The sequence below is a fragment of the Histophilus somni genome, assembly GCF_014202395.1.
Classification (GTDB): domain Bacteria; phylum Pseudomonadota; class Gammaproteobacteria; order Enterobacterales; family Pasteurellaceae; genus Histophilus; species Histophilus somni.
Window position 1 is genome coordinate 52,231 of the sequence record NZ_JACHGQ010000005.1, and the last position, 25,624, is coordinate 77,854.

Genomic DNA, 25,624 nt, shown 5'->3' on the forward strand with positions numbered 1-25,624 from the left:
TTATAATTCTGAACCTAATCCAATATAAAATTGGATATTTTTATTCTTCTCTCTATCTCGAATCGGTGTAGCTATATCAAGTTTTATTGCTCCCACCGGTGATACCCAACGCACACCAAAACCGGCACCATAACGTAGTTCTTTAACGTTAAATTTATTAGCAGCCAACCCCGTATCAGCAAAGGCTGCCAGCCACCAATCTTCAAGTACTTGATATTGGTACTCAGTATTAACAGTTAATAGATATGGTGCACCTATTGGTTTGCCATCAGAAGATGTTGGAGAAATTTTCTTGTAACCGTATCCACGCACACTACGTTCCCCGCCTGCAAAAAAGCGAAGTGCGGGCGGTATTTTATTAATATCTTTGGTGTGTAACCAACCTATTTCGCCACGTGTCAAGAAACGATGATTTTCTTTAAACGTTCTGATCCAAACTGTTGAGGCCTTTATTCGAAAGAAGTTTACATCAGACTTCCAACGTTTGCTTCCAAAATCTACCGTGATGCGTTGTGAGTCTCCCCAAGTAGGAAATAACTCACCTCTTAAGCGTGTTCTATTCGCTGATATTGTTGGATAAATAAATAATGTTCTATCTGAAACATTGGCTTGGGTAAATGAGTCATAACGTACACGTAACCCAAAAGAATGTTGCCAACCGGTCACTCTATTCCAGTAGCGTAATGCAGCAAAACTTGCTGCTATAGTTTGAGTATCTTTAGTATTTTCCTTTTCAAAACCACCAGACAGTTCATAATAATATCTTTGCGGATTTTTCAGTAAGGGAATTTTATAATTCGCCTCAAGAGTTTGTTTTGGGGCTGATATATATAAATTGGAATTGAAACTATGTCCACGATTATTAATCCAAGGCTTAATCCAACTGAGCTTGAATCGAGTGCCTACATCAGACGAATACCCAATCCCTACATCTATTGCATTTTTCTTGCGAGGATAAAGCAATACATTGATATCAACCACCTTGCGTTTTTCATCGACTTTCGGTTCTAATAAAACCGATCTAAACCAATTTGATGATGTATAGTCGTTGGTAAGTGATGAGAGATCATTAATTAAATATTTATCGCCTGTTTTGATTGGCATCATATTGCGTAAGTAATCTTCACGAATTTGACTATGCTTAAAATTGAATTGTCCGAATTTGTATCTAGTGCCACTGTTTAAAACCATTTTCCACCAACCTTGATAAGTGGATGGTTTGATTTCAAAACGAGAAACCTCAAACTTTGCATCAAAATACCCACGAGCGAGTAATTGCTTTTGCAACCGGCTTTTATAGTCTTCATAAACAGGATGGCTTACGTGTTCGCCTTTTTGGGCAGTACGACGAAGTAAATCTTGAAAAACCTCATCATCTTTTGCTTCACCAAGAATAGTAACATCGGCACGTTGAATAATACTTGGCCTTCCCATGTCCACATTTGCAACAAGCACGGGTTTATTAGATGATTTCGCCGGCTGTAAAGTGAAATTCACTGTGCTACTGTAATAACCATAAGCACGTAATGCTTTATCAATTGCGGTTCGAACTAATTGTTGATAACGTTCAGATCCATCACGCTCTTCTTCATCAATGGTATTTATATAAGCGTCTACATTAGTCGTTTTTTGTACACCGGTTACACCAACAACTTTTAAATCAACAAGATGTTCAGCAAAAGAAAACGAACTTGCTAGGTATATGCCAAATATGCTCGTGTTCAGTATTGATCTCACAAAATATTTACTTAGTAATTTCATATTCATCCCTAGTTTAACCTTGTCTAGTTTACCTGTTAGTAACGGTGTTATGCAATGTAAAAAGTGCGGTGTTTTTGATTTAAATTTTTGTTTCTTGAGATATAGACCAAAATGTCATATTGGGTTTACAAGTCTTAAAAATAAAATTTTCTTGGTTATTTTCTGATAGTTTTTCACTAAAAAGTTTGATCTCTGTAACAAAATGAAACAAAAATATTTGATTTAATAATTTTTGAAATATATATTTCAAGAAAGGTCACCATTCGACCTTATCGATGTGTTGTTTACAACAATGATAGAAACACTCATTCATATAAGGAATTTCTATGCTATCTCTTATCTCATTTATAGGATTTACAGCCCTTGTTGCTGTGCTTGCTTGGTGGTACACCAGAAAAGACGATCTTAGCAACTCTGAAGGCTACTATTTAGCCGGACGGTCGTTGACAGCAACGTTTATTGCAGGATCTATGTTATTAACTAACCTTTCTACCGAGCATTTAGTGGGTCTAAACGGTTTGGCTTATCGTGAAGGTTTTATCGTAATGGCATGGGAAGTTTTAGCGGCAATTACAATTGCAATGTTTGCACTTTACTTCTTACCTAAGTATTTAAAACTTGGCATTGCAACTATTCCAGAATTTTTAGAAAAACGTTTTGACAAAGGAACATTATTAATCACCTCTTTATTGTTCCTCGGTTGCTATGTTATTTCATTGTTGCCGATCGTGCTTTATACAGGTGCACTTGCATTAGAAAGTCTCTTTGATGTCTCTACCGTCTTCAACATTGATAAGACTACGGCAATTTGGATTATGGTATGGGGAATCGGAATACTCGGATCAGTCTATGCAATTTTCGGTGGACTCAAAGCGGTTGCTGTATCTGATACTATTAATGGTATCGGGTTATTGGTCGGTGGAATTTTAGTGGCTGTTTTAGGTTTAGCTTATGTGGGAGATGGTAATGCTTGGCATGGTTTAAAAACCATTTACGAAACAAACCCTGATAAATTTAATTCTATTGGTGACGATAATTCTGTTGTTCCTTTCTCAACATTATTCACAGGAATGATTATTTCTAATTTATTCTTTTGGTGTACAAACCAATCCATTATTCAGCGTGCGTTAGGTGCGAAAAGTTTAAAAGAGGGACAAAAAGGTGTTCTTTTATGTGCATTTTTAAAACTACTGGGACCTTTATTAATCATTTTACCCGGTATCATTGCTTATCATATTTACCAAGGTAAATTAGATATTCCAGATCAGGCTTATCCTAATTTAGTTCATTTAGTCTTACCAGATGCGTTAGTCGGCTTCTTTGCGGCAGTTGTTGTTGGGGCAGTTTTATCCACCTTTAATAGTGCCTTAAACTCATCGGTAACTTTATTTTCCCGCAATGTATATAAAACACAAATTAATCCTCATGCAAGCGATATGAAATTAGTTAGCGTGGGTAAATGGGTCGGTACAGGTTTAGCGATTATGGCAATGATTGTTGCACCATTAGTAGCCAATGCACCGGATGGTTTATTCTTCTTAATACAAGAATTACAAGGTATTTTTAATGCCCCAATTTTGAGTGTTGTGGTGGTTGGTTTACTGACAAAACGTGTCCCTGCGATTGCGGCTAAATTCGGTTTAGTATTTGGTATGGTAGCTTATATCCTATGTAAATTTGTGATTAAAGTTGAGATCCATTTTTTCCACTTAATCGCTATCTTATTTGTTGTGAATGTAGTAGTAATGCTAATTATCGGTCGCATCATGCCAATGGAAACACCATACAACGAAGAATACACTAAGCAAGTGGATATTCAACCTTGGGCTTATGCAAAAGCTGTTTCTTTAGTCATCACATTTATTTCAATTTCTCTGTATATTTTCATGGCAAAAGACGTGTTGCCGGCAGTGTGGATCGGTTATTACTGTTTCGGTGCAGCGACAGTATTGTATTTCATCTACTCATTTGTGCAACACCGTAATCAACAATTTAGACTTAAAGAAAATAATTGATGTTTTTTTAGCATTACATTATTAACGAATATGTTTAACGGTCATAAAACATCTATTTTATGACCGTTAATTTTTTATTTTTTAGAATTTAAAGCCAAGCGTTAAGCGTATTGCATCGTTGTTATAGGGTGTTGATACGTAACTTCCTTGCTCTTTGTAAGTGATTTTTGAATGAGTATGATAATATCCAATATCTACTAAGAAAGATTTATATTCAATCCCCAAACCTAAACCTAAGTAAAGACCGCTTCTAGATTTATTATTACTAATAAAATCTCTGTCTTTTTTGTAACCTGTGCTACTACCCAAGGATAAATCCTCATAGAGAGTATATACTGTTTTACGAATTTTATTAATTGAATACCCTAAATCGCCCTTTAGATAAAATTTTGTATTTGCATTTAAGGCATAATTTTGTTTCAAAATAAAATAAATTGGCAGGGAAGCATAACGATTTACTCTATAGGTTTCTTTCAGATGAAACTGTCCTTGGGGGTTATATAAAGAACTACCCTCGACAGGCCAAATTGCAATATGGTCAAAGCCTTTTCGTTTGATATAGCCTAGTCCGAGACCAATTTCCGTTTGCGGTAAAATATTGTAAGTCGTTTCAAAGAAGATACTGGGTGAGAAAGTGTTTTGTCTTGAACTTGCCGGAATTGATAATTTAAAACCTCTATCACTATCGTGATTTTCCGTTATTTTCATCGTTTCAAATCGAGAGGTTAAATCAATTCCCGCTTTGCCGTAAAAGTTGAAATTACCCCCCCCGCATGGGAAAGTGCGGGCAGCATTGATAAAAGTACTAAAGATAATTTGTATCTCATAAGAGACCCCTTATTTAGAAAAAATAATGTTTGTAATGTTTACATAGTTTAATGTTATCGTTAAACCGACTGAGCATTATACGATATAGATTTTCAAAAAAATACAGAAAAAATTGAGATTTTAAAAAAGATGTGATGATGAAGTGTTATCGTTATTTTGACTCAAGGAAGGGACATAAAACATTATGTCCCTTTTGTCTATTAACATGATGTGTTATTTAACCGCACTTACTAGACGTTCAGCATGTTGTTTTGCTTTTGCAATTACATTTTCTTTATCTTCCTCTGTATTCATACCCGGAATATAAAGCATATTGCCAGAATGAATAATACCGCAAAATTCTAAACCACAAAGTGCGGCAGTTTGCTGATAAGCATAACTAAATTCTTCAATGGTGTGTTTTTGTGCACCATCGTGTTGATAGGCTTCTTCCGGACTTGCTGTAGTACAAGAAATATACAATTTTTTACCAGTTAATTTTTGCTCAGAACCATAAGCAAAACCATAAGTGAACACATCAGATAACCATTTTTGCATAATCGCTGGGAAATGGTACCAGTTCACCGGAAATTGCCAAATGATAATATCGGCTTTTAATAATGCCGCTTGTTCAGCTTCGATGTTGATATTGAAATCGGGATAAAGCTCATCTAATTTACGAATTTCTGCATTTGGAAGGTTATTTGCCAATTCACCTAAAATAGCACTGTTGGCAGTGGATTGCTGTAAATTTGAATGACCTGAAATGACGAGAATATTCGGCATGGCTTGCTCCTTTTTAGATGAGAAAAACGATTTAATGATATTTAATAAAGACATTTAACCTCCTTGAGATCATATTTCAGTTGCAAACTATACATATCCAGCTTGCAATTCATGTCCGAATGTTTGTTTATAAACTGAATATTAATATTTATGAACAATATTAACTAGTTAGATTTAATCTACAGTTTCGAACCGCTTTATTTTATCTTCTCCGCCTATTTTTTACAAACTCTCTCATCTCTCAAATGTACTGACAGCCTTGTTAGTAGAAAAGTAGTGGTGAAAAATCAGTCTAACGTTTGGCGTAATTTATCTTGATTTTTCGCTAATAAATCCACCGCACTTTGCTTATCTAAATCCATTAAAATCATTAAGATAGCCAGTTTTGCATTATTATCTGCTTGTGTTAGCGTTTGCTCTGCTTTCGCTCGTTCACAACCGGTTGCTTGCATAATAATTCTTGTCGCTCGATCAACGAGTTTTTCATTGCTTGCTTGTACATCAACCATAAGGTTTTGATAACATTTCCCAAGTAAAACCATACTCGCAGTGGTTAGCATATTCAGCACCAATTTTTGTGCCGTACCGGATTTCAGGCGACTTGAACCGGTTAAAATCTCAGGTCCGACAATAGTTTCGATGCCAATATCGGCAATTTTTGCCATAGCACTTTGTGGATTGCTTGCGATTGCAACGGTAAAGCTCCCTATCTCTTTGGCATATTTTAATCCACTGATGACATAAGGTGTACGACCGCTCGCAGCAATACCCACTAAAATATCTTTTGAACATAATTGGATTGCTTGCAGATCTACTATTGCCGCTTGTTGATTATCCTCAGCGCCTTCCACAGGATAACGGATAGCCTGTTCTCCTCCGGCAATAATGCCTTTTACCATTTCATGATTAACACCAAAGGTTGGGGGACATTCAGAGGCATCTAAAACGCCTAAACGCCCACTTGTCCCCGCTCCAAGATACACTAAGCGTCCACCTTGACGAAAAGCAGCAACGATTTTTTCCACTACAACGGCAATTTCCGGAAGTGCTTTTGCTATGACGAGTGGAACTTGCTGATCTTCTTTATTCATCAATTGTACAATTTCAAGTGCAGACATTTGATCCAAATTTACTGAGAGTGGATTGGGTTGCTCGGTAATTAGTTGAGCGAACTGATTAATTAAATTTTGTTTATTCATGATTATTTCGGATAAATAACGCCAAGACTGACCGCACTTTTAGCACCGGTTACACTTGGTAAATTAGAGGGTAAATGATTTATACGCTGATACGCTAACCAAGCAAAAGCGGCGGCTTCAACATAATCAACCGATAAACCATGCTCTGTAGTTGTTGCTACGTGCCATTGCGGTAAACAGGCTTGTAAACGAGCCATTAGTTGTCTGTTTTTTGCACCACCGCCACAAACCAACAACAAACAAGGCAAATGGTTCGGATTAGTGAGTTTAACCAGCTCTTGCACCGTGCATTGTACCGTAAATTCCAGCAACGTTGCCTGTACATCTTGTGCAGAAAGTGCGGTATGTTTTTTCAGTTTTTTGTTCAACCACGCCAAATTAAATAATTCCCGTCCGGTACTTTTAGGGGGAAGTTGTTGAAAAAAAGGTTCGTCCAATAAATCTTTTAGCAAATCTTGGTGAACACTACCGCTCTTTGCCCATTCACCGTCTTGGTCGAAAGGCACCCCTAAATGTTGTTCAATCCAACTATCCATCAAAGCATTACCTACACCGGTATCATAACCAATAACTTCTTGTTCCGGAATTAAACAAGAAATATTACTGATACCGCCAATATTTAACACTACCGTAATGCGATCGGGTTGTGCAAATAAGGCTTGATGAAATGCAGGGGACAAAGGTGCACCTTGTCCACCATGAGCCATATCTTTGCGACGAAAATCAGCGATAGTCGTAATTCCTGTCAGTACACTAATCAGGTTAGCATCGCCAATTTGCATAGTGAAAGGATATTGACCTTGGGGTGAATGCCAAATCGTTTGTCCATGACAACCGATGGCTTGAATACTATCAGCGGTCATTTGATTTTGTGCTAAGAAACGTTGTACCGAGTTTGCGTAAAGTAATCCCAGTTGATGATCCAACTCGCCTAATTGCTGTAAGCCAATTTCTCCGTTTTTTAAAAGTGCGGTGAGTTGTTGGCGTAAATTTTCCGGCATAGAGAAACAATGGCTTGCAAGTAGCTTGGGCGGTCTTTGATTAAAATCCATTAAGGCTATATCAACACCGTCTAAACTTGTACCGGACATAATTCCAATATAATAGTGATTATTTTTTTGCATAAAAGAAGAACGTATGTTTGCTAAACATAATAACATTATATTATTTTTTCATGTGTTTTACGCTAAAATACATCGATTATTATGACAAAGAGAAAATTTATCATGAACAAATTAAGCGTTGTTATTCTTGCCGCCGGTAAAGGAACTCGCATGTATTCGGATTTACCTAAAGTATTGCACAAAATTGCAGGTAAACCGATGGTTAAACATGTGATTGATACCGCCAAAAAATTAAGTGCGGCACAAATTCATTTAATTTATGGACATGGTGCTGATCTACTAAAACAACATTTGGCTGATGAACCTGTAAACTGGGTATTCCAATCTGAACAATTAGGTACAGGGCATGCAATGCAACAAGCAGTGCCTTTTTTCCAAGATGACGAAAATATTGTGATGTTATATGGTGATGTACCTTTAATTAGCAAGGAAACCCTTGAGTGTTTAATTTCACAAAAACCGGAAAATGGTATCGCACTTTTGACCGTTAATTTAGACAATCCTACAGGTTATGGGCGAGTGATTCGAGAAAACGGTACAGTAACGGCAATTGTTGAACAGAAAGACGCTAATCCTGAGCAGCTAAAAATTACGGAAGTGAATACAGGCGTTATGGTATCGGACGGTGCAAGTTTCCGTAAATGGCTAGCTCGTTTAGATAATAATAATGCACAAGGTGAATATTACATGACAGATGTAATAGAACTTGCCAATCAAGATGGCTTCAAAGTTGTAGCGGTACAAGCTAAAGATCTTATGGAAGTAGAGGGAGTAAATAACCGTTTACAATTAGCTAATTTAGAACGTCATTATCAACGTAAGCAAGTAGAAAAATTGTTACTTGCAGGTGTTACTTTCGCTGATCCTGCACGTTTTGATTTGCGTGGTGAATTAACTCATGGTAAAGATGTGGAAATTGATATAAATGTAATTATCGAAGGAACGGTACGATTAGGCAATAATGTGTTTATTGGGGCAGGTTGTGTACTGAAAAATTGTACGATTGCAGATAATGTGGAAATAAAACCTTATTCTGTGATTGAAGATGCCATTGTGGGTAATAATGCCAAAATTGGACCATTCTCAAGATTACGTCCGGGTGCAAAATTGAATGAAGATACTCATGTGGGTAACTTCGTTGAGATTAAAAAAGCACAAATCGGCAAAGGATCTAAAGTAAATCATCTCACTTATATTGGCGATGCTGAGGTTGGACATCATTGTAATATCGGTGCCGGTGTTATTACTTGTAATTATGACGGTGCCAATAAATTTAAGACATTGATTGGCGATAACGTTTTTGTCGGTTCCGATAGTCAGCTAGTTGCACCACTAACAATTGCAAGCGGTGCAACGATTGGTGCAGGAACAACCGTCACCAAAGATGTACAAGAAAATGAGTTGGTTATTACTCGTGTTCCACAACGCCATATTTCCAATTGGCAACGACCTAAGCGAAAATAAAATGACAAACATAAAATTAAATTATCATAAAACCCATTTTTTAATGAGTGCACCGAATATCAAGGTATTGCCTGAGGATAGTGGGATTGAGATTGCTTTTGCAGGACGATCTAATGCAGGAAAATCTACCGCACTTAATGCGTTGACCCAGCAAAAAAATTTAGCAAGAACTTCAAAAACACCAGGACGTACTCAGTTAATCAATTTATTTCAAGTAGAACCCAATTGTAAGCTGGTAGATCTGCCGGGATATGGCTATGCCGCTGTTCCCGAACAAATGAAACTTCAGTGGCAAAAATCTTTAGGTGAGTATCTGCAAAAAAGGGAATGTTTAGGTGGTTTGGTTATTTTAATGGACATTCGTCATCCTCTAAAAGATCTTGATCAGCAGATGATTGAATGGGCGGTTTCCGCAGATTTACCGGTTTTATTATTGCTCACAAAAGCGGATAAATTGAGTCAAAGTGCGAGAAGTAAGCAAGTAAAAATGGTTCGAGAAGCGATTTTACCTTTCCAAGGTGATGTACAAGTTGAAGCCTTTTCCGCACAAAATAAAATCGGTATCGAACGCTTATCCGAAAAATTAGATCAGTGGTTTTCTCCGCTTTTTAGCTAAAACTTTTTTACTTTTACGATCCGGATCGCAAAAAAGCAGTGAGTAAGTACAGTTTACTCGCTGCTTTTTTTATATTTTAGCTCAAAAATTTGGGAGAAATTATGTCATTAGCAGTTGTTTATAGTCGAGCATCAATGGGCGTACAAGCACCTTTGGTGACAATTGAAGTTCACTTGAGTAATGGAAAACCTGCTTTTACCCTCGTTGGATTGCCGGAAAAAACAGTAACTGAAGCACAAGGACGAGTACGTAGTGCATTACTAAATGCTCAATTCAAATACCCTGCAAAACGCATTACAGTTAATCTTGCACCGGCAGATTTACCAAAAGAAGGCGGGCGTTTCGATCTGCCTATTGCACTCGGTATTTTAGCGGCTTCAGAACAGATTAATGCAAAAAAATTACAGCAATTTGAATTTGTTGCAGAGTTAGCTCTAACAGGTGAACTAAGAGGCGTACACGGTGTCATTCCTGCTATTTTGGCAGGGCAAAAATCTAAACGACAACTTATTGTTGCACAACAAAATGCTAATGAAGCCTCTTTAGTTTCGCAACAGGAAACATTTTTTGCACGGAACTTATTGGAGGTCGTACAATTCCTGAATGACGACAGTTCGCTACCTTCATCCACAACGTTATGTATGCAAAGTGCGGTAGATTTTTCACCTCAATCTAATAAAGATCTGACGGATATTATTGGTCAACAACATGCTAAACGAGCCTTAATGATTGCAGCTGCCGGACAACATAATTTGTTGTTTCTCGGACCGCCCGGCACAGGTAAAACCATGTTAGCAAGCCGTTTAACTGGCTTGCTACCGGATATGACAGATCAAGAGGCAATAGAAACCGCCTCTGTAACAAGTTTAGTACAAAACGAATTAAATTTTCAAAATTGGAAACAACGTCCTTTTCGTGCACCTCATCATAGTGCCTCATCACCGGCATTGGTCGGAGGAGGAACAATTCCGAAACCGGGAGAAATTTCTTTGGCTCATAACGGTGTATTATTTTTAGACGAGTTACCCGAATTTGAACGGAGAGTGCTGGATGCTTTACGCCAGCCTTTAGAAAGCGGAGAAATAATTATTTCACGTGCGAATGCAAAAATTCAGTTTCCGGCACGTTTTCAATTAGTGGCTGCGATGAATCCAAGTCCAACGGGACATTATACCGGTATACACAACCGCACTTCACCACAACAAGTGTTGCGTTATTTGAACAGACTTTCCGGTCCTTTTTTAGATCGCTTTGATCTTTCCATCGAAGTGCCTTTACTTCCACAAGGTGCTTTGCAAAATACCGAAGATCGAGGTGAAACAACAGCACAAGTTAAAGAAAAAGTATTAAGGGTCAGAGAAATTCAGCTAGCTAGAGCCGGAAAAGTCAATGCTTATTTAACCGGTAAAGAAATTGAGCGAGATTGCAAGTTGACTGAGCAAGATGCACTATTTTTAGAAAATACTTTAACCAGACTCGGTTTATCTGTTCGTGCTTATCATCGAATTTTAAAAGTTGCACGCACTATCGCTGATTTAAACGGAGATTCTGATATCAAACAAAACCACTTAGCTGAAGCATTAAGCTATCGAGCCATGGATCGTTTGCTACGGAAACTATCAGACCAATAAGTGCGGTGATTTTTAAGCAAGTTATTACGACAATTAACCTGATATAAAAAAGCCGTAAGTTACTGATTTCAGAGGCATAACTTACGACTTGCTAAAACTTGATGGCGGAGGAAGTGAGATTCGAACTCACGGAGGGCGTAAACCCTCGCCGGTTTTCAAGACCGGTGCCTTCAACCACTCGACCATTCCTCCGTCTTGACGAGGCGTAATATAATATAGATAGAAATAGAAGTAAACTAAAAAAATAACAGTTATGGTTTAAGAGTCGATAATTTATCCATTTTTACTTAATTTTACTTCAATGTTACTCTTTTCTGAAAAATATTCATGTTGACATTAAAGTTGCTAACCATTAACTTATAAATAGCTTTTCACTTTTTATTTACAACTACAACCTAGGAGCTTTTATGCAATCTCGTTTTATTGTTGATACTAAAGAAGAATCGGTACTGGCAACAAATAAGGTTTTACGTAACACCTACTTTTTATTAGCATTGACATTGGCCTTTTCTGCTGTTGTCGCCTTCAGTGCAATGCAATTAAATCTCCCTCCACTTCATTTCGGTGTCATGTTGATAGGTTTTTATGGATTATTATTCCTCAATAATATGTTAGCAAACAGTGCTTGGGGACTTTTATCTACATTCGCTTTAACAGGGTTATTAGGCTATTCTTTAGGTCCTATTTTAAGCTATTATGTTGGCTCAGGATTAGGTGATTTGGTTGTTCTTGCTCTAGCCGGAACTGCAAGTGTATTTTTTACATGCTCGGCCTATGTGCTAACAACGAAAAAAGATATGTCATTCTTATCCGGCATGATGCTTGCTCTCTTTATCGTATTGGTTATAGGCATGATAGCAAGTTTCTTCTTTAATATGAGTGGCTTTCACATCGTATTTAGTTCGTTATTTATCGTTTTCTCAACTATGGCTATTTTATATGAAACCAGCAATATCATTCATGGGGGAGAAACTAATTATATTAGAGCTACGGTTAGTTTGTATGTTTCACTTTACAATCTTTTTGTCAGCTTGCTCAATTTACTAGGTATTTTCAACCGTGATGAATAATTGATTAAACTTGTTTTATGCCCCTTGAATAGGGGCTTTTTACTTTTTATATATCAAAAGGACAAAAATAGTAACATATGTTAAGTGTTAACCAAGTTCAAATTGAAACTGATGTTGAGGGCTATCTATTAGATATGAATCAGTGGAATAAAGATGTCGCTATAGCCATTGCAAAATCAGAAAATATCGAATTAACCGAAGCCCACTGGGAAATTATTAACTTTGTAAGGGATTTTTATCAAGAGTATAAAACCTCACCAGCAATGAGAATGTTAGTCAAAGCATTGGGACAAAAGCTAGGTGCAGATAAAGGCAATAGTCGTTACATACAACGTTTATTCCCAGGAGGTCCCGCAAAACAAGCTTCAAAATTAGCTGGTTTACCCAAACCAATAAAATGTCTTTAATTGATAATTATTGCTATTTACAATAAGTTATTTTTGCAGTACTATGCAAGACCGAGTTTGCTTGAAATGCAAATTTGTTTCTAATATTAATTCGAAGGAGAAATTATGTCACGTTTACTTATTGTTATGGGTGTAATCTTAGGTTCTGTATTCAGTTTACCAAGTTACGCAAAATTTAAAGTAGTTACTACTTTTACTGTTATTCAAGATATCGCTCAGAATGTTGCCGGTGATGCTGCTGTTGTTGAGTCGATCACTGAGCCGGGTGCAGAAATTCATGATTATGAACCAACTCCACAAGACATCGTAAAAGCACAATCTGCTGATTTGGTGCTTTGGAATGGAATGAATTTAGAGCGTTGGTTCGAGCGTTTCTTTACCCAAGTGAAGGATAAACCAGCTGTTGTTGTAACTAAAGGGATTGATCCAATTTCTATCTACGAAGGTCCATACAAAGGTATGCCGAATCCACATGCTTGGATGTCAACCAAAAATGCTTTGGTATACATCGAAAACATTCGTGAAGCTTTAGTGAAATACGATCCTAAAAATGCAGACACTTACAATGCTAATGCAAAAGCCTATGCAGATAAAATCGTTGCTTTAGACGCACCATTACGTGCTGAGTTAGAAAAAGTACCAGCTTCACAACGTTGGTTAGTAACTAGTGAAGGTGCATTCAGCTATTTAGCTCACGACTACGGTTTTAAAGAGCTTTATTTATGGCCAATCAATGCTGAAGAACAAGGCACACCAAAACAAATCAAAAATGTAATCAAAAAAGTACGTGAACACAAAATCCCTGTTGTGTTCAGCGAAAGCACCATTTCTGATAAGCCAGCAAAACAAGTGGCTAAAGAAACCAATGCAAAATACGGTGGTGTACTTTATGTAGATTCACTTTCTACAAAAGATGGTAAAGTACCAACTTACATCGACTTATTAAATGTAACTGTTTCGACCATTGTGAATGGTTTCAAAAAATAAGGTAATTGAATGAAAACTCACATCAGTTCTCTTTCTGTCAGAGATATTACGGTTCGTTATAGTAATGGTCATACGGCGTTGCACGATGTGAGTTTCCACCTTGAAGGTGGTACGATTTGTGCATTGCTCGGTATTAACGGAAGTGGAAAATCGACTTTATTCAAAAGCATTATGGGCTTAGTGAAGCCTCAAGGTTCAATTGAAATTTGTAACATGCCCGCTAATCGGGCATTAAAACAAAACTTAATTGCCTATGTACCGCAAAGTGAAGAAGTGGATTGGCAGTTCCCCGTTTCTGTTTATGACGTTGTAATGATGGGGCGTTATGGTTATATGAATTTCTTTCGTATGCCTAAAGCACAAGACAAGAAAAAAGTTTTAGACGCAATGGAGCGAGTCAATATTGCTCATTTGCGAGATCGACAAATCGGCGAGCTTTCTGGAGGGCAAAAAAAACGAGTATTTCTTGCTCGTGCATTAGCACAAGAAAGCCAAATCATTTTATTAGATGAACCTTTCACTGGTGTAGATGTTGGCACAGAAAATGCCATCATTGCGTTACTCAAACAGCTTCGTCAGGAAGGTCATCTCGTTCTCGTTTCAACGCATAATCTTAGCACCGTGCCAAGTTTTTGCGATCAAGCGGTGATGATCAACCGTACACTACTCGCTGCTGGATCAATCGAAAGCACTTTTACTCAAGAAAATTTAGCTCGTGTGTTTGGTGGCGTTTTACGTTATCAACATTTTATTCAAGATGCGGAGTAATGCGATGTTAGAGCTATTACTTGAGCCGTTTTCTTATGATTTTATGTTTAAAGCGATTGTGGTCAGTGGTGCCATTGGAGCGGTTTGTGCTTTTCTTTCCGCTTATTTAATGCTGAAAGGTTGGTCACTGATCGGTGATGCGTTATCCCACGCCGTTGTCCCAGGCGTTGCTATTGCCTATGCCTTGGCATTACCTTATGCCGTCGGGGCTTTTTTCTCCGGGCTACTTGCCACCATTGCCATTTTAGCAGTGAAATACGTGACCAAACTCAAAGAGGATGCAGTAATCGGTTTTATTTTCACCTCTTTCTTCGCTCTCGGATTGTTGATTATTTCAATTAATCCCACTTCCGTGAACGTACAATCTATCGTTTTGGGCAATATTTTAGGTATTGCCGATGAAGATATGATCCAAGTCGCTATTATTCTCGGTATATCATTTGTATTGTTGCTACTCTTTTGGAAAGACCTAATGCTTGTGTTCTTTGATGAAATTCAAGCCAAAGCGGTAGGGATATCGCCTTTAAAATTCAAAATTTTATTCTTTACCTTGTTAAGTGCATGCATTGTAACCGCCTTACAAGGAGTAGGGGCTATTTTGGTAATTGCGATGGTGATTACACCTGGAGCAACAGCATATTTGCTCACCGATCGCTTCGATCGCCTGTTGATTATTTCGATTTTACTCGGTGGTACTACTAGCTCACTAGGAGCATATTTGAGTTATTTCGCAGACAGTGCAACTGGTGGCTTTATTGTATCATTGCAAACGTTCATCTTCTTGCTTGCTTTCTTTTTTGCTCCCAAATATGGTCTTATTCCACGTAAGCGAAGTACACAAAAAGCAGTGACTTCCTCACCAAATCTTGCAAATCAGGAGAAGCCAAATGTTTAATACGATTGTAGCGTGGTTTACCGAGCCCTTGGTGTATCCATTTATGCAACAAGCTATTATCATCGCACCTATCATTGGGGCAGTGTGTGCGATTTTATCGTGTTATTTAGTACTTAAAGGCTGGTCACTAATGGGTGATGCCATTTCTCACGCTGTATTGCCGGGAATTATTCTTGCCTATGTATTAGCAATTCCGATTGCGATTGGGGCATTTTGGGCAGGCATCTTTTGTGCAGTTTCCGTAGGTTATTTGAGAGATAACAGCCGAATCAAAGAAGACACAGTGATGGGAATTGTTTTTTCAGGAATGTTTGCTTTCGGTTTTGTGCTGTTTTCCAAAGTGGAAACCGATCAACATCTAATGCACATTCTGTTCGGAAATATTCTAGGTATCATTAAGCAAGAATTTTGGCAAAGTATTGGCATTGCATTACTGGCATTTATCCTGATTGCCTTAAAACGCAAAGACTTGTTGCTTTACTGTTTTGATCCAAGTCACACACGAGTTGCAGGACTTAACACCAAATTTTTACACTATGGTTTACTGGTAATCCTAGCGTTAGTCATCATCAGTGCAATGCAAGTTGTTGGCGTTATTTTAGTGGTGGCAATGCTCATTACACCTGGGATAACAGGCTATATTTTAGCTAAACGCTTTGATTATATGATGCTAATTGCCGTTTGCACAGCAGTATTCAGTGGTATTTTTGGCGTATTGCTCAGTTTTCATTTCAACGTCGCCACAGGACCTTGTATTATCTTACTTCAAGCAAGCCTTTTTTTATGTGCCTTAGGTTATAGTAAATATATCGCGATGCGTGTAGTTAATATTTAGAAAAATTTAGAATTACACATTATCACTTTGTATTTTTGACAAAACACAACTGTACCATTAATAGGTACAGTTTCTTGATAAAGAACATTAGTGAAAACCAATGCAGATGTGCTTTCAATGTATGTGGCATGGCTGACATAAGAGATTTTTGTGAACCTAAATAATAAACACACGCTCATTTCTTCCAATCGCTGTCCGAGAAATCATTTATAAATAGAAAAATTTTTTATATAAGTAAAAGAGCGTTCTTTGTATACAATTACACTATCAAACGATATTCCTAGCTCCCCCAAATCATGCTAACATTACACACTTTTAAGCAAATAACCATAAGCAATTGAGAAGAGAAAAAATGAACTTAGTCGATTTTCTAGTGAGTAAATTAGATGATTTAAAAGGCACAGATATTTTAGCCCTTGATGTTAGAGGTAAATCTTCTATTACCGATCACATGATTTTATGTACAGGAACGTCAAGTCGCCATGTAATCTCTTTGGCACAGAAATTAATTGATGAAAGTAAGCAAGCCGGCATTGATACTTTTGGCGAAGAGGGCAAATCTACCGCAGATTGGATTGCGATAGATTTTGGTCAAGCCATTGTACACATTATGCAGGCTGACAGTCGTGAAATGTATCAGCTGGAAAAACTTTGGGGAGACCGCACTTATTAATCTATGAAAATTCAATTAATTGCCGTTGGCACTAAAATGCCTGATTGGGTCACAAAAGGCTTCGAGGAGTATCAACGTCGTTTTCCCAAAGATATGCCTTTTGAGCTAATAGAAATCCCGGCAGGAAAACGTGGAAAAAATGCGGATATTAAACGTATTCTCGAACAAGAAGGTAAAGCTATGTTATCCGCTTGTCAGAAAAGTCGTATTATTACCTTAGATATTCCCGGTAAACCTTGGACAACTGAGCAATTAGCACAGCAATTAGAAGCATGGAAACATGACGGTCGAAATGTTGCACTCTTAATTGGTGGTCCGGAAGGATTATCACCTGAATGCAAAGCTGCGACAGAACAAAGTTGGTCTCTTTCGCCTTTAACTTTACCTCATCCATTGGTACGTATCGTTGTTGCTGAGAGTTTATACCGTGCTTGGTCGTTAAGCACAAATCATCCTTATCACCGAGAATAAGTGCGGTTAATATTTTATGAATTTAAAAAAATTACTCTCTCAACCTCTACAAACACCGATCCGAGATAAAAAGGCGGAGAGAAACCTTTTTGCTCGTCGTGCTCTTATCGCCTTTCTAGGTGTATTGGGTTTATCAGCACTTTTATTTACCAATTTGTATTATTTACAAATTATCAATTACGAAACTTACCAGACAAGATCTAACGGAAATCGAATTAAATTACTTCCTTTGCCACCAACTCGAGGACTAATTTACGACCGCTACGGCAAATTATTAGCGGAAAATATTACCTTTCTCGGCTTATATATTGTGCCGGAAAAAGTTGAGGATTTAAACCGCACTTTTGAAGAGTTACGCTATATCGTTGGTTTAAATGATGATGATATTGAGAACTTTAAAAAGGAACGTCGTCGCTCATCCCGATATATGCCAATTCTCCTTAAAGGAGATTTGAGCGAAGAACAAATCGCACGCTTTGCAGTAAACCAATATCACTATCCCAGCCTCGATATTAGGCCTTACTTTAAACGCCACTATTTGTATGGTGAGCCGTTGACTCATATTCTAGGTTATGTCGCTAAAATCAATGAAAAAGATGTAGAGCGTTTAAAGAAAAATGAAAAATACGCCAACTACGCCGGCACTCATGATATTGGCAAGCTCGGTATTGAACGTTACTATGAAGATGACTTACATGGCAAAGTAGGATTTGAAGAAGTTGAAGTGAATAATAGAGGTAAGGTTATTCGCAAACTAAGGGAACAGCCTGCTATTGCCGGAAAAAGTATTCACTTAACGATTGATTTAGAATTACAACGTTATATCGCAAATTTATTGGGCAATCTTCGTGCAGCAGTTGTAGTGTTAGATCCTAAAGATAGCGGTATTTTAGCAATGGTTTCTACCCCGAGCTATGATAACAATCTTTTTGTTGGCGGTATTTCAAGTGCGGATTACAAGCAATTACTGACAGATCCTAATCGCCCTTTGTATAGCCGTGTGACTCAAGGTGCTTATCCACCGGCTTCAACGATAAAACCTTTCGTTGCTATCGCTGGCTTGCAAGAAAATTTAATTACCACAAATACTACGATATTTGACCCGGGATATTGGATTTTACCTAATACCACCAAACGTTTTAGAGATTGGAAAAAATCAGGGCACGGCTACACCGATTTGAATAAAGCTATAGTAGAATCTTCAGATACTTATTTTTATCAACTTGCTTACGACATGGGCATTAGCCGTTTATCTCAGTGGATGAAACGCTTTGGTTTTGGTGTGCCAACAGGTATTGATATTCAAGAAGAAACCGCCGCACTTATGCCAAGTCGGGAATGGAAACAAAAACGCTACAAACGACCTTGGGTTCAGGGTGATACTATTTCTGTAGGAATTGGTCAAGGTTATTGGACAGCCACCCCATTACAAGTTGCCAAAGCAACTGCAGTTTTAGTTAATAATGGCAAGGTTAATACTCCGCACTTAATGAAAGCAATTGAAGGGTCAGAAATGCAACCCTATCAAGATCCTCGTCTTTACGAAGATATTACTGAACCTCAAGCGGTATTTTGGGAAACGATAAAACAAAGCATGTATAATGTAATACACGCACCGAATGGTACAGGACGTAAATCTTTTATTGATGTCAGTTATCCTGTTGCAGGAAAATCAGGAACGGCTCAAGTTTTCAGCCTGAAAGAAAATCAAACTTACAATGCAAACGAACTTGATAATAAATTGCACGATCATGCCTGGTTCATCGGATATGCACCTTATGACGATCCCAAAATGGTTGTTGTTGTTATTTTGGAAAATGCCGGTGGTGGTAGCAGTAAGGCAGGACCTGTTGTTCGAAAAATTATGGACTATTATTTAAATATCCGTTTGCCACAAGTACAATCACAAAATGAAAAAGGAAAAAGTTGATGGAGAAAAAAAATATTTGGCTGATTTTGTGGCGTCGTTTGCATATTGATTTTTGGCTTTTTCTAGGGTTAGTAACCATTTCCTCCTATGGATTGCTTGTACTTTATAGTGCGGTAGGAGGCAATGAAAAAATGTTCCGCAACCGAATTATTCAAGTTGCTCTCGGTTTTACTGTTATGTTTGTGATGGCACAATTTTCACCAAGGTTTTATCAACGTATTGCACCTTATGGATTTGTCATTGGCGTAATTTTACTACTGTTAGTGGATCTTTTTGGAACAACAAGTAAAGGAGCACAACGTTGGTTAGATCTAGGGATTTTTCGTTTCCAACCCTCTGAAATTGTTAAATTATCAGTACCATTAATGGTTGCAACATATTTAGGAAAACGTCCTCTTCCACCTAAATTAAGTGAAATTTTTATTGCTTTATTATTAATAATAGTGCCGACTTTATTAGTAGCTATTCAGCCAGATTTAGGAACGTCAATTTTAGTCAGTGCATCCGGGATTTTTGTCGTATTTTTAGCCGGAATCAACTGGTGGTTCATCTTAATTGCTATTGTGGGCTTAACTGCTTTTACTCCAATTGTATGGCTCTATTTAATGCATGATTACCAACGCACAAGAGTCTTAACTCTTTTAGACCCAGAAAAAGATCCTTTAGGTGCTGGCTACCACATTATGCAATCAAAAATAGCCATCGGTTCGGGGGGGATTTGGGGTAAAGGTTGGATGCAAGGTACACAATCGCAACTTGAATTCCTACCGGAACCACATACAGACTTTATTTTTGCTGTATTAAGTGAAGAATATGGTATGACAGGATTTACAATACTGATGCTCATCTATCTCTTTATTGTTGCAAGAGGGTTAATTATCGGTGTTAATGCACAAAATTCTTTTGGACGAATTTTAAGTGGTGCATTGACATTAATTTTCTTTGTTTATGTATTTGTCAATATTGGTATGGTAAGTGGCATTCTACCTGTAGTTGGAGTACCTTTACCTTTAATGAGCTATGGAGGAACCTCTTTTGTTACCTTAATGGCCGGATTTGGTTTGATCATGTCCATTCATACACATAAAAATAACTTTTTCAAAGGAACTAAATAAATATTTATCTTAGATAATACAATCAATATTAAACTTATTACTATGAAGTCAAACAAAATATTTAAATTATGCACCGCACTTTTTATGGCTTTAGTTTCGCTGTCAATACAGGCGGATACGAAAAAATTATATGGCATTGAAGGAGCTAAGCCAGTCTATCAAAAACTGAGTAAAAAGCCCTATACTTACGTAGTCAAAGGCGTTAGATATACAACACTACCCTACGAAAAGGCAAAAAATTATTCACAAAAAGGAATGGCAAGTTTTTATCACAAAAAATTTCATGGACGTAAAACTGCAAACGGTGAAATTTTTAATAATAATGCCTATACAGCAGCACATAAAACTTTGCCACTAAACTCTTATGTGGTCGTAACTAATTTACGCAATAATCGTAAAGTGATCGTAAGAATCAATGACCGAGGGCCTTTTAGCAAAGAACGAATTATTGATTTATCTGAAGCTGCCGCAAAAGAGCTTGGAATGATTCATGCCGGCATAGCAAAAGTAAAGGTAGAATCATTATATGTTGATGCGTATGGAAAAATTTCCGGACCGGGTACAAAAACGTTGGCTAAAACACGTAAAAACATTAAATCTTAGCAATAAGGTTTTAAAGATAGGTTAAATAAATCCGCCAATTACACTAATTTATCACCATCTCTTACAATGAGAAATAATTTTTAAAGGATGTAAAATGTTACAAAAAGCGATGAAAAAAACAAAAATTGCACTGATGTCAGGATTAATTTCATTACCTGCACTTTCCCAAGATATTCAATATGGCATTGCTTCACCGGAATTAAGTGCACAAAGCTATATTCTCATGGATTACCATTCAGGTGCAGTTCTTGCTGCCTTTAATCCGGATCAGCGTCAACACCCTGCCTCATTAACAAAAATGATGACAAGTTATGTTGTAGGTGATGCAATCAAGCAAGGTAAAATTAGCTTAACCGACACTGTAACCATTGATGAAAGTGCTTGGGGGAAAAATTTTCCCGGTTCATCTAAAATGTTTTTAAATTTAAACCAACAAGTATCAGTAGCTGATTTAAATCGTGGCATAGTGATTGTATCCGGTAATGATGCCTGTGTGGCAATAGCGGAACATATAGCAAGTTCAGAGCGTAATTTTATTGAACTAATGAATAAATATGTTGCTAAATTTGGTTTAAAAAATACAAACTTTATGACCGTTCATGGATTGGATGATGATAATCAATATTCATCTGCCAGAGATATGGCGATTATTGGGCGTCATATTATTCATGACCTGCCTGAAGAATATAAAATCTATGCTGAAAAAGAATTCACCTTCAATAAAATTAAGCAACATAACCGTAACGGTTTACTTTGGGATAAATCAATCAAAGTAGACGGTATGAAAACAGGACATACAAATAAAGCAGGTTATAACTTGGTTGCCTCTGCAGTAAATAATAACAATATGCGATTAATTTCAGTTGTTATGGGCGTTGCTACTCACAAAGGTCGTGAAATTGAAAGTAAAAAATTGTTACAATGGGGCTTTGCTAACTTTGAAACCTTCAAATCTTTACAGGCAAACCAATCTATTGTAGAAGAAAAAGTTTACTACGGTAATACAAACAAAGTGCAACTTGGGGTACTGGAAGATGCTTATATAACTTTACCTAAAGGTCGCCAGAATGATGTTAAAACAAGATACGAGCTTAATCAAAAAATGTTAACAGCTCCGTTAGCAAAAGGACAAATTGTAGGTAAAATTATTTATCAATTAGATGGTCGTGATATTGCAAGTGCAAACTTAAAAATTATGTCTGAAGTTCAAGAAGGCGGATTTTTCAGCAAACTTTGGGACTGGCTGGTATTAACAGTAAAAGGTTTGTTTAACTAAAAACAATAAGATCAGACCGCACTTTCCGTGCATATTTTCACTTTAAGGAAATTTTATGACTGACAAAACAGTAAAACTTAACGACATTCCACAAAAACAATTAAAAGATTTGTTGGAGTTTCCTTGCTCTTTTACTTTCAAAGTCGTTGGTAAAAACCGAGCAGATTTAATTGATGATGTAGTTATGGTAACGCAAAAATACGCTAAGGGTGATTATAACCCTCGTCAAAATATCAGTAGCAAAGGAACTTATAATTCAATTTCTGTAGATATCATTGCGGAAAATATTGAACAAGTAGAAATTCTCTATACTGAACTAGCCAAAATTGATGGTGTACGCATGGTACTTTAAGACAGAAAATGACAGATACTACTCTTATTATACGCCAACTTGGAATCCAAGATTATCAACAAGTTTGGCAACAAATGCGAGAATTTACTGATACTCGAAATGTGCTAACAGCTGATGAAATTTGGTTAGTTCAACATCCGGCTGTTTTTACACAAGGACAAGCAGGTAAACCTGAACATTTGCTCAATCCAACCGATATTCCTGTGGTACAATCCGATCGTGGGGGACAAATTACCTATCATGGCTTAGGACAACAAATTATGTATGTACTGATTGATATTAAGCGTCACAAAGCAAACGGCAGTGAACTTAATGTTCGTCAATTAGTTACCGCTCTTGAGCAATCAGTGGTTAGCACACTGGCTGATTATGGTATTAAAAGTTATCCGAAAGCTGATGCCCCCGGTGTATATGTAAATGAACAAAAAATTTGTTCTCTTGGTTTACGTATTCGTAAAGGCTACTCTTTCCATGGTTTAGCCTTAAATATCAACATGGATTTATCGCCATTTAGACAAATCAATCCTTGTGGCTATATAGGCTTAGAAATGTGCCAAATGGCAGATTTTATACCCACTGAACAAGCTCAATGTGATAAAGTTGCACCCAAATTAGTTACACACTTTACGCAATTATTGGGCTATAATGATGTAACAACTTATTAACAAATTAGGATCTGTTAATGACAACCCCTTTTAAAATGGAACGTGGTGTCAAATATCGTGATGCTGCAAAAACGTCAATCATTCCGGTTAAAAATATCGATCCAAATCAGGAGTTATTAAAAAAACCTGAATGGATGAAAATCAAGCTTCCTGCAAATTCTGCGAAAATTAACAGTATTAAAAACGGAATGCGTCGTCATGGATTACATTCAGTATGTGAAGAAGCGTCTTGTCCAAATTTACATGAATGCTTCAATCACGGCACAGCAACATTTATGATTTTAGGTGCAATTTGTACACGCCGATGTCCATTCTGCGATGTTGCCCATGGAAAACCATTACCCCCAGATCCGGATGAACCAAAAAAATTGGCGGAAACCATTCAAGATATGAAATTACGTTATGTCGTTATTACATCAGTGGATCGTGATGATTTACCGGATCGTGGTGCGGGACATTTTGCTGAATGTGTTAAAGAAATTCGTAAACTTAATCCGGGTATTAAAATTGAAATTTTGGTGCCTGATTTTCGTGGACGCATTGAGCAAGCATTAGAAAAATTAAAAGATAATCCCCCTGATGTTTTTAACCATAATTTAGAAAATGTACCTCGTTTATATCGTGAAATCAGACCAGGTGCGGACTATAATTGGTCGTTAAAATTACTCAAAGAATTTAAAACCATTTTTCCACATATCCCTACCAAATCAGGCATTATGGTTGGCTTGGGAGAAACCAATGAAGAAATTTTACAGGTAATGCAGGACTTACGGGATAACGGTGTAACCATGTTGACTCTAGGTCAATATTTGCAACCAAGTCGCCACCACTTACCTGTTGCCCGATACGTTCCACCTGAGGAATTTGATGATTTCCGTGATAAAGCCGAAAAAATGGGATTTGAGCATGCCGCTTGCGGACCTTTTGTGCGTTCTTCGTATCATGCTGACTTACAAGCAAGTGGCGGGCTAGTCAAATAAGTCTCCCAAATAACAGATCAATATTTAGATACTTTTGCCTAATACCTCTAAACAACTCCAGTTTTCAAACCGGAGTTTTTTTGTAATATACTGCTGTATAAATAACACTCAATAGACCAATCGACACCGAGCAAAGGGTTTAGCAATCCTTTATCTAATCGTGCCGTAAAACCACGTCCTTTAGGGCGTGGATATAAGGCATAAATATGATATACTTCTTACTGCTAACAGAGGTCGCTTTAGACTCTCAATGACGGCATAATCAGGGCAGGACGTGCCCGTAGCGTCTGTGAAGTGAATCGCATTGGCGGTCAGCAGCAGAAACCCTCCGAGAGTAGCCCACAGCTTGCTGTGGGAGCTGGTAGGAATCTCCTTGCTTTAGCTAGGGGAGGACGTCAAAGGATGTAAAGTATACTCTACATCCTACCTACTTGATAGTAGGTAGCGAACGCCACATATAAAATCAAATCAGAGGAAAAAACCATGTCAAATCGTATTGAAATTACTGTTGATATTTATAAGAATTTTTTTGGAGATACCTCAGATTCGCCTTATGTTTACGACAATATAAAAGCCATCAATCCTAATGAACAAAAAGAGGTGGATGAAATCGTCAATAAAATGATTGCTAATGGCAGCTCTCAATTATTTGATTCTAATTTAAATATTTTGAATCCAATCACCCCTCTTGAAACGGGAAGAAAATGTTTTCTCAATCCACAAACTTTGTGTATTGAATTCAAATAATCGTCAAATAAGGAACATAAAATGAACCTAAAAAAATCCCTACTTATCGCCTTGCTCTCTTTCGGTGTTGCCCAATCTGCACTTGCCGAAACCAATAGCGAAAAACTTGACCGAGCTACTCAACTTTACAAACAACAAAATTATTCTGCCGCTTTTCCCTTACTCAAACAACTGGGGGAAAAAGGAAATGCAAAAGCACAAGCTGTGCTCGGCACAATGTATATGTTTGGACAGGGTATTACACAAAACTCTCAACAAGCCGTCTATTGGTACACAAAAGCCGCTGAACAGGGAGCTGCAAAAGCACAATCTATGCTCGGCTTTATGTACACGAACGGACTAGGTGTTACGCAAAACTCTCAACAAGCCGTCTATTGGTTCACAAAAGCCGCTGAACAGGGAGCTGCAGAAGTACAACTCTATCTCGGCGTGATGTATGCAAACGGA

At 37.4% G+C, this 25,624-nt stretch carries 26 protein-coding genes and 1 tRNA gene; 21 read left to right on the forward strand and 6 right to left on the reverse strand.

Annotated elements, in window-relative coordinates; all coding sequences use genetic code 11:
- On the reverse strand, nt 1-1,761 hold the full coding sequence (gene tamA, locus HNR69_RS04240) for an autotransporter assembly complex protein TamA (protein WP_081376621.1): 1,761 nt from the start codon (nt 1,759-1,761) through the stop codon (nt 1-3).
- Nucleotides 1,762-2,087: 326 nt separating this feature from the next.
- Here tamA and HNR69_RS04245 point away from each other — a divergent pair, with 326 nt between their 5' ends.
- Nucleotides 2,088-3,776 (forward strand): solute:sodium symporter family transporter, encoded by a 1,689-nt coding sequence (locus HNR69_RS04245; RefSeq protein WP_011608492.1) that lies wholly within the window; start codon nt 2,088-2,090, stop codon nt 3,774-3,776.
- Nucleotides 3,777-3,857: 81 nt separating this feature from the next.
- Here HNR69_RS04245 and HNR69_RS04250 read toward each other — a convergent pair whose 3' ends face one another.
- From HNR69_RS04250 to HNR69_RS04265, 4 genes are all read right to left on the reverse strand, one after another.
- Nucleotides 3,858-4,484, reverse strand: coding sequence for a hypothetical protein (locus HNR69_RS04250; RefSeq protein ID WP_041605197.1), 627 nt, complete (start codon nt 4,482-4,484; stop codon nt 3,858-3,860).
- Between the two features lie 333 nt (nt 4,485-4,817).
- Nucleotides 4,818-5,423, reverse strand: coding sequence for an NAD(P)H-dependent oxidoreductase (locus tag HNR69_RS04255; protein ID WP_011608490.1), 606 nt, complete (start codon nt 5,421-5,423; stop codon nt 4,818-4,820).
- 233 nt (nt 5,424-5,656) lie between these two features.
- Nucleotides 5,657-6,568 carry an N-acetylmuramic acid 6-phosphate etherase gene (gene murQ, locus HNR69_RS04260; protein WP_012341077.1) on the reverse strand — a complete coding sequence of 304 codons (912 nt, stop codon included), beginning with the start codon at nt 6,566-6,568 and terminating at the stop codon, nt 5,657-5,659.
- Between the two features lie 2 nt (nt 6,569-6,570).
- Nucleotides 6,571-7,692, reverse strand: coding sequence for an anhydro-N-acetylmuramic acid kinase (locus HNR69_RS04265; protein WP_041605195.1), 1,122 nt, complete (start codon nt 7,690-7,692; stop codon nt 6,571-6,573).
- A 102-nt stretch (nt 7,693-7,794) separates the two neighbouring features.
- Here HNR69_RS04265 and glmU point away from each other — a divergent pair, with 102 nt between their 5' ends.
- From glmU to HNR69_RS04280, 3 genes are all read left to right on the forward strand, one after another.
- A complete protein-coding gene (gene glmU / locus HNR69_RS04270; protein ID WP_075293634.1) occupies nt 7,795-9,156 on the forward strand; it encodes a bifunctional UDP-N-acetylglucosamine diphosphorylase/glucosamine-1-phosphate N-acetyltransferase GlmU in 1,362 nt (453 codons plus the stop codon).
- Between the two features lies 1 nt (nt 9,157).
- Nucleotides 9,158-9,772, forward strand: a complete 615-nt coding sequence (yihA, locus tag HNR69_RS04275; RefSeq protein ID WP_087437236.1) for a ribosome biogenesis GTP-binding protein YihA/YsxC — start codon at nt 9,158-9,160, stop codon at nt 9,770-9,772.
- Nucleotides 9,773-9,873: 101 nt separating this feature from the next.
- Nucleotides 9,874-11,403 carry a YifB family Mg chelatase-like AAA ATPase gene (locus HNR69_RS04280; RefSeq protein ID WP_075293636.1) on the forward strand — a complete coding sequence of 510 codons (1,530 nt, stop codon included), beginning with the start codon at nt 9,874-9,876 and terminating at the stop codon, nt 11,401-11,403.
- Between the two features lie 102 nt (nt 11,404-11,505).
- On the opposite strand, the gene HNR69_RS04285 is transcribed toward HNR69_RS04280, so the two are convergent.
- Nucleotides 11,506-11,595 (reverse strand) — tRNA-Ser (locus tag HNR69_RS04285).
- Nucleotides 11,596-11,810: 215 nt separating this feature from the next.
- Here HNR69_RS04285 and HNR69_RS04290 point away from each other — a divergent pair.
- The 17 genes from HNR69_RS04290 to HNR69_RS09555 all read left to right on the forward strand — a co-directional run.
- Nucleotides 11,811-12,473 carry a Bax inhibitor-1/YccA family protein gene (locus HNR69_RS04290; protein WP_075293637.1) on the forward strand — a complete coding sequence of 221 codons (663 nt, stop codon included), beginning with the start codon at nt 11,811-11,813 and terminating at the stop codon, nt 12,471-12,473.
- Between the two features lie 77 nt (nt 12,474-12,550).
- A complete protein-coding gene (locus tag HNR69_RS04295) occupies nt 12,551-12,880 on the forward strand; it encodes a TusE/DsrC/DsvC family sulfur relay protein (protein WP_075293638.1) in 330 nt (109 codons plus the stop codon).
- 105 nt (nt 12,881-12,985) lie between these two features.
- Nucleotides 12,986-13,867, forward strand: coding sequence for a metal ABC transporter substrate-binding protein (locus tag HNR69_RS04300; RefSeq protein WP_012341045.1), 882 nt, complete (start codon nt 12,986-12,988; stop codon nt 13,865-13,867).
- 9 nt (nt 13,868-13,876) lie between these two features.
- Entirely contained in the window at nt 13,877-14,635 is a 759-nt protein-coding gene (locus HNR69_RS04305; RefSeq protein WP_011608481.1) for a metal ABC transporter ATP-binding protein, read from the forward strand.
- 4 nt (nt 14,636-14,639) lie between these two features.
- Nucleotides 14,640-15,530, forward strand: a complete 891-nt coding sequence (locus HNR69_RS04310; protein ID WP_075293639.1) for a metal ABC transporter permease — start codon at nt 14,640-14,642, stop codon at nt 15,528-15,530.
- Nucleotides 15,523-16,365: a metal ABC transporter permease gene (locus HNR69_RS04315; protein WP_075293640.1), complete on the forward strand. Its 843-nt coding sequence runs from the start codon at nt 15,523-15,525 to the stop codon at nt 16,363-16,365. The genes HNR69_RS04310 and HNR69_RS04315 overlap by 8 nt, the downstream gene beginning before the upstream one ends.
- Nucleotides 16,366-16,717: 352 nt before the next feature.
- Nucleotides 16,718-17,038 (forward strand): ribosome silencing factor, encoded by a 321-nt coding sequence (rsfS, locus tag HNR69_RS04320; RefSeq protein ID WP_075293641.1) that lies wholly within the window; start codon nt 16,718-16,720, stop codon nt 17,036-17,038.
- A gap of 3 nt (nt 17,039-17,041) precedes the next feature.
- Nucleotides 17,042-17,509, forward strand: coding sequence for a 23S rRNA (pseudouridine(1915)-N(3))-methyltransferase RlmH (gene rlmH / locus HNR69_RS04325; protein WP_012341017.1), 468 nt, complete (start codon nt 17,042-17,044; stop codon nt 17,507-17,509).
- A 16-nt stretch (nt 17,510-17,525) separates the two neighbouring features.
- On the forward strand, nt 17,526-19,439 hold the full coding sequence (mrdA, locus tag HNR69_RS04330) for a penicillin-binding protein 2 (RefSeq protein ID WP_075293642.1): 1,914 nt from the start codon (nt 17,526-17,528) through the stop codon (nt 19,437-19,439).
- Entirely contained in the window at nt 19,439-20,554 is a 1,116-nt protein-coding gene (gene rodA, locus HNR69_RS04335; RefSeq protein ID WP_075293643.1) for a rod shape-determining protein RodA, read from the forward strand. Before mrdA ends, rodA begins: the two co-directional genes overlap by 1 nt.
- A gap of 42 nt (nt 20,555-20,596) precedes the next feature.
- On the forward strand, nt 20,597-21,157 hold the full coding sequence (locus HNR69_RS04340) for a septal ring lytic transglycosylase RlpA family protein (RefSeq protein WP_075293644.1): 561 nt from the start codon (nt 20,597-20,599) through the stop codon (nt 21,155-21,157).
- 94 nt (nt 21,158-21,251) lie between these two features.
- Nucleotides 21,252-22,433, forward strand: coding sequence for a serine hydrolase (locus HNR69_RS04345; protein ID WP_075293645.1), 1,182 nt, complete (start codon nt 21,252-21,254; stop codon nt 22,431-22,433).
- 55 nt (nt 22,434-22,488) lie between these two features.
- On the forward strand, nt 22,489-22,785 hold the full coding sequence (gene ybeD / locus HNR69_RS04350) for a DUF493 family protein YbeD (RefSeq protein WP_011608471.1): 297 nt from the start codon (nt 22,489-22,491) through the stop codon (nt 22,783-22,785).
- Nucleotides 22,786-22,793: 8 nt separating this feature from the next.
- A complete protein-coding gene (gene lipB / locus HNR69_RS04355; RefSeq protein ID WP_075293646.1) occupies nt 22,794-23,450 on the forward strand; it encodes a lipoyl(octanoyl) transferase LipB in 657 nt (218 codons plus the stop codon).
- Nucleotides 23,451-23,467: 17 nt separating this feature from the next.
- A complete protein-coding gene (lipA, locus tag HNR69_RS04360) occupies nt 23,468-24,430 on the forward strand; it encodes a lipoyl synthase (protein ID WP_012340950.1) in 963 nt (320 codons plus the stop codon).
- Between the two features lie 483 nt (nt 24,431-24,913).
- Nucleotides 24,914-25,177 (forward strand): hypothetical protein, encoded by a 264-nt coding sequence (locus HNR69_RS04365; RefSeq protein WP_012340941.1) that lies wholly within the window; start codon nt 24,914-24,916, stop codon nt 25,175-25,177.
- A 21-nt stretch (nt 25,178-25,198) separates the two neighbouring features.
- Nucleotides 25,199-25,624 (forward strand): tetratricopeptide repeat protein (locus tag HNR69_RS09555; RefSeq protein WP_260156851.1); only part of this gene is annotated, 426 nt, incomplete at its 3' end.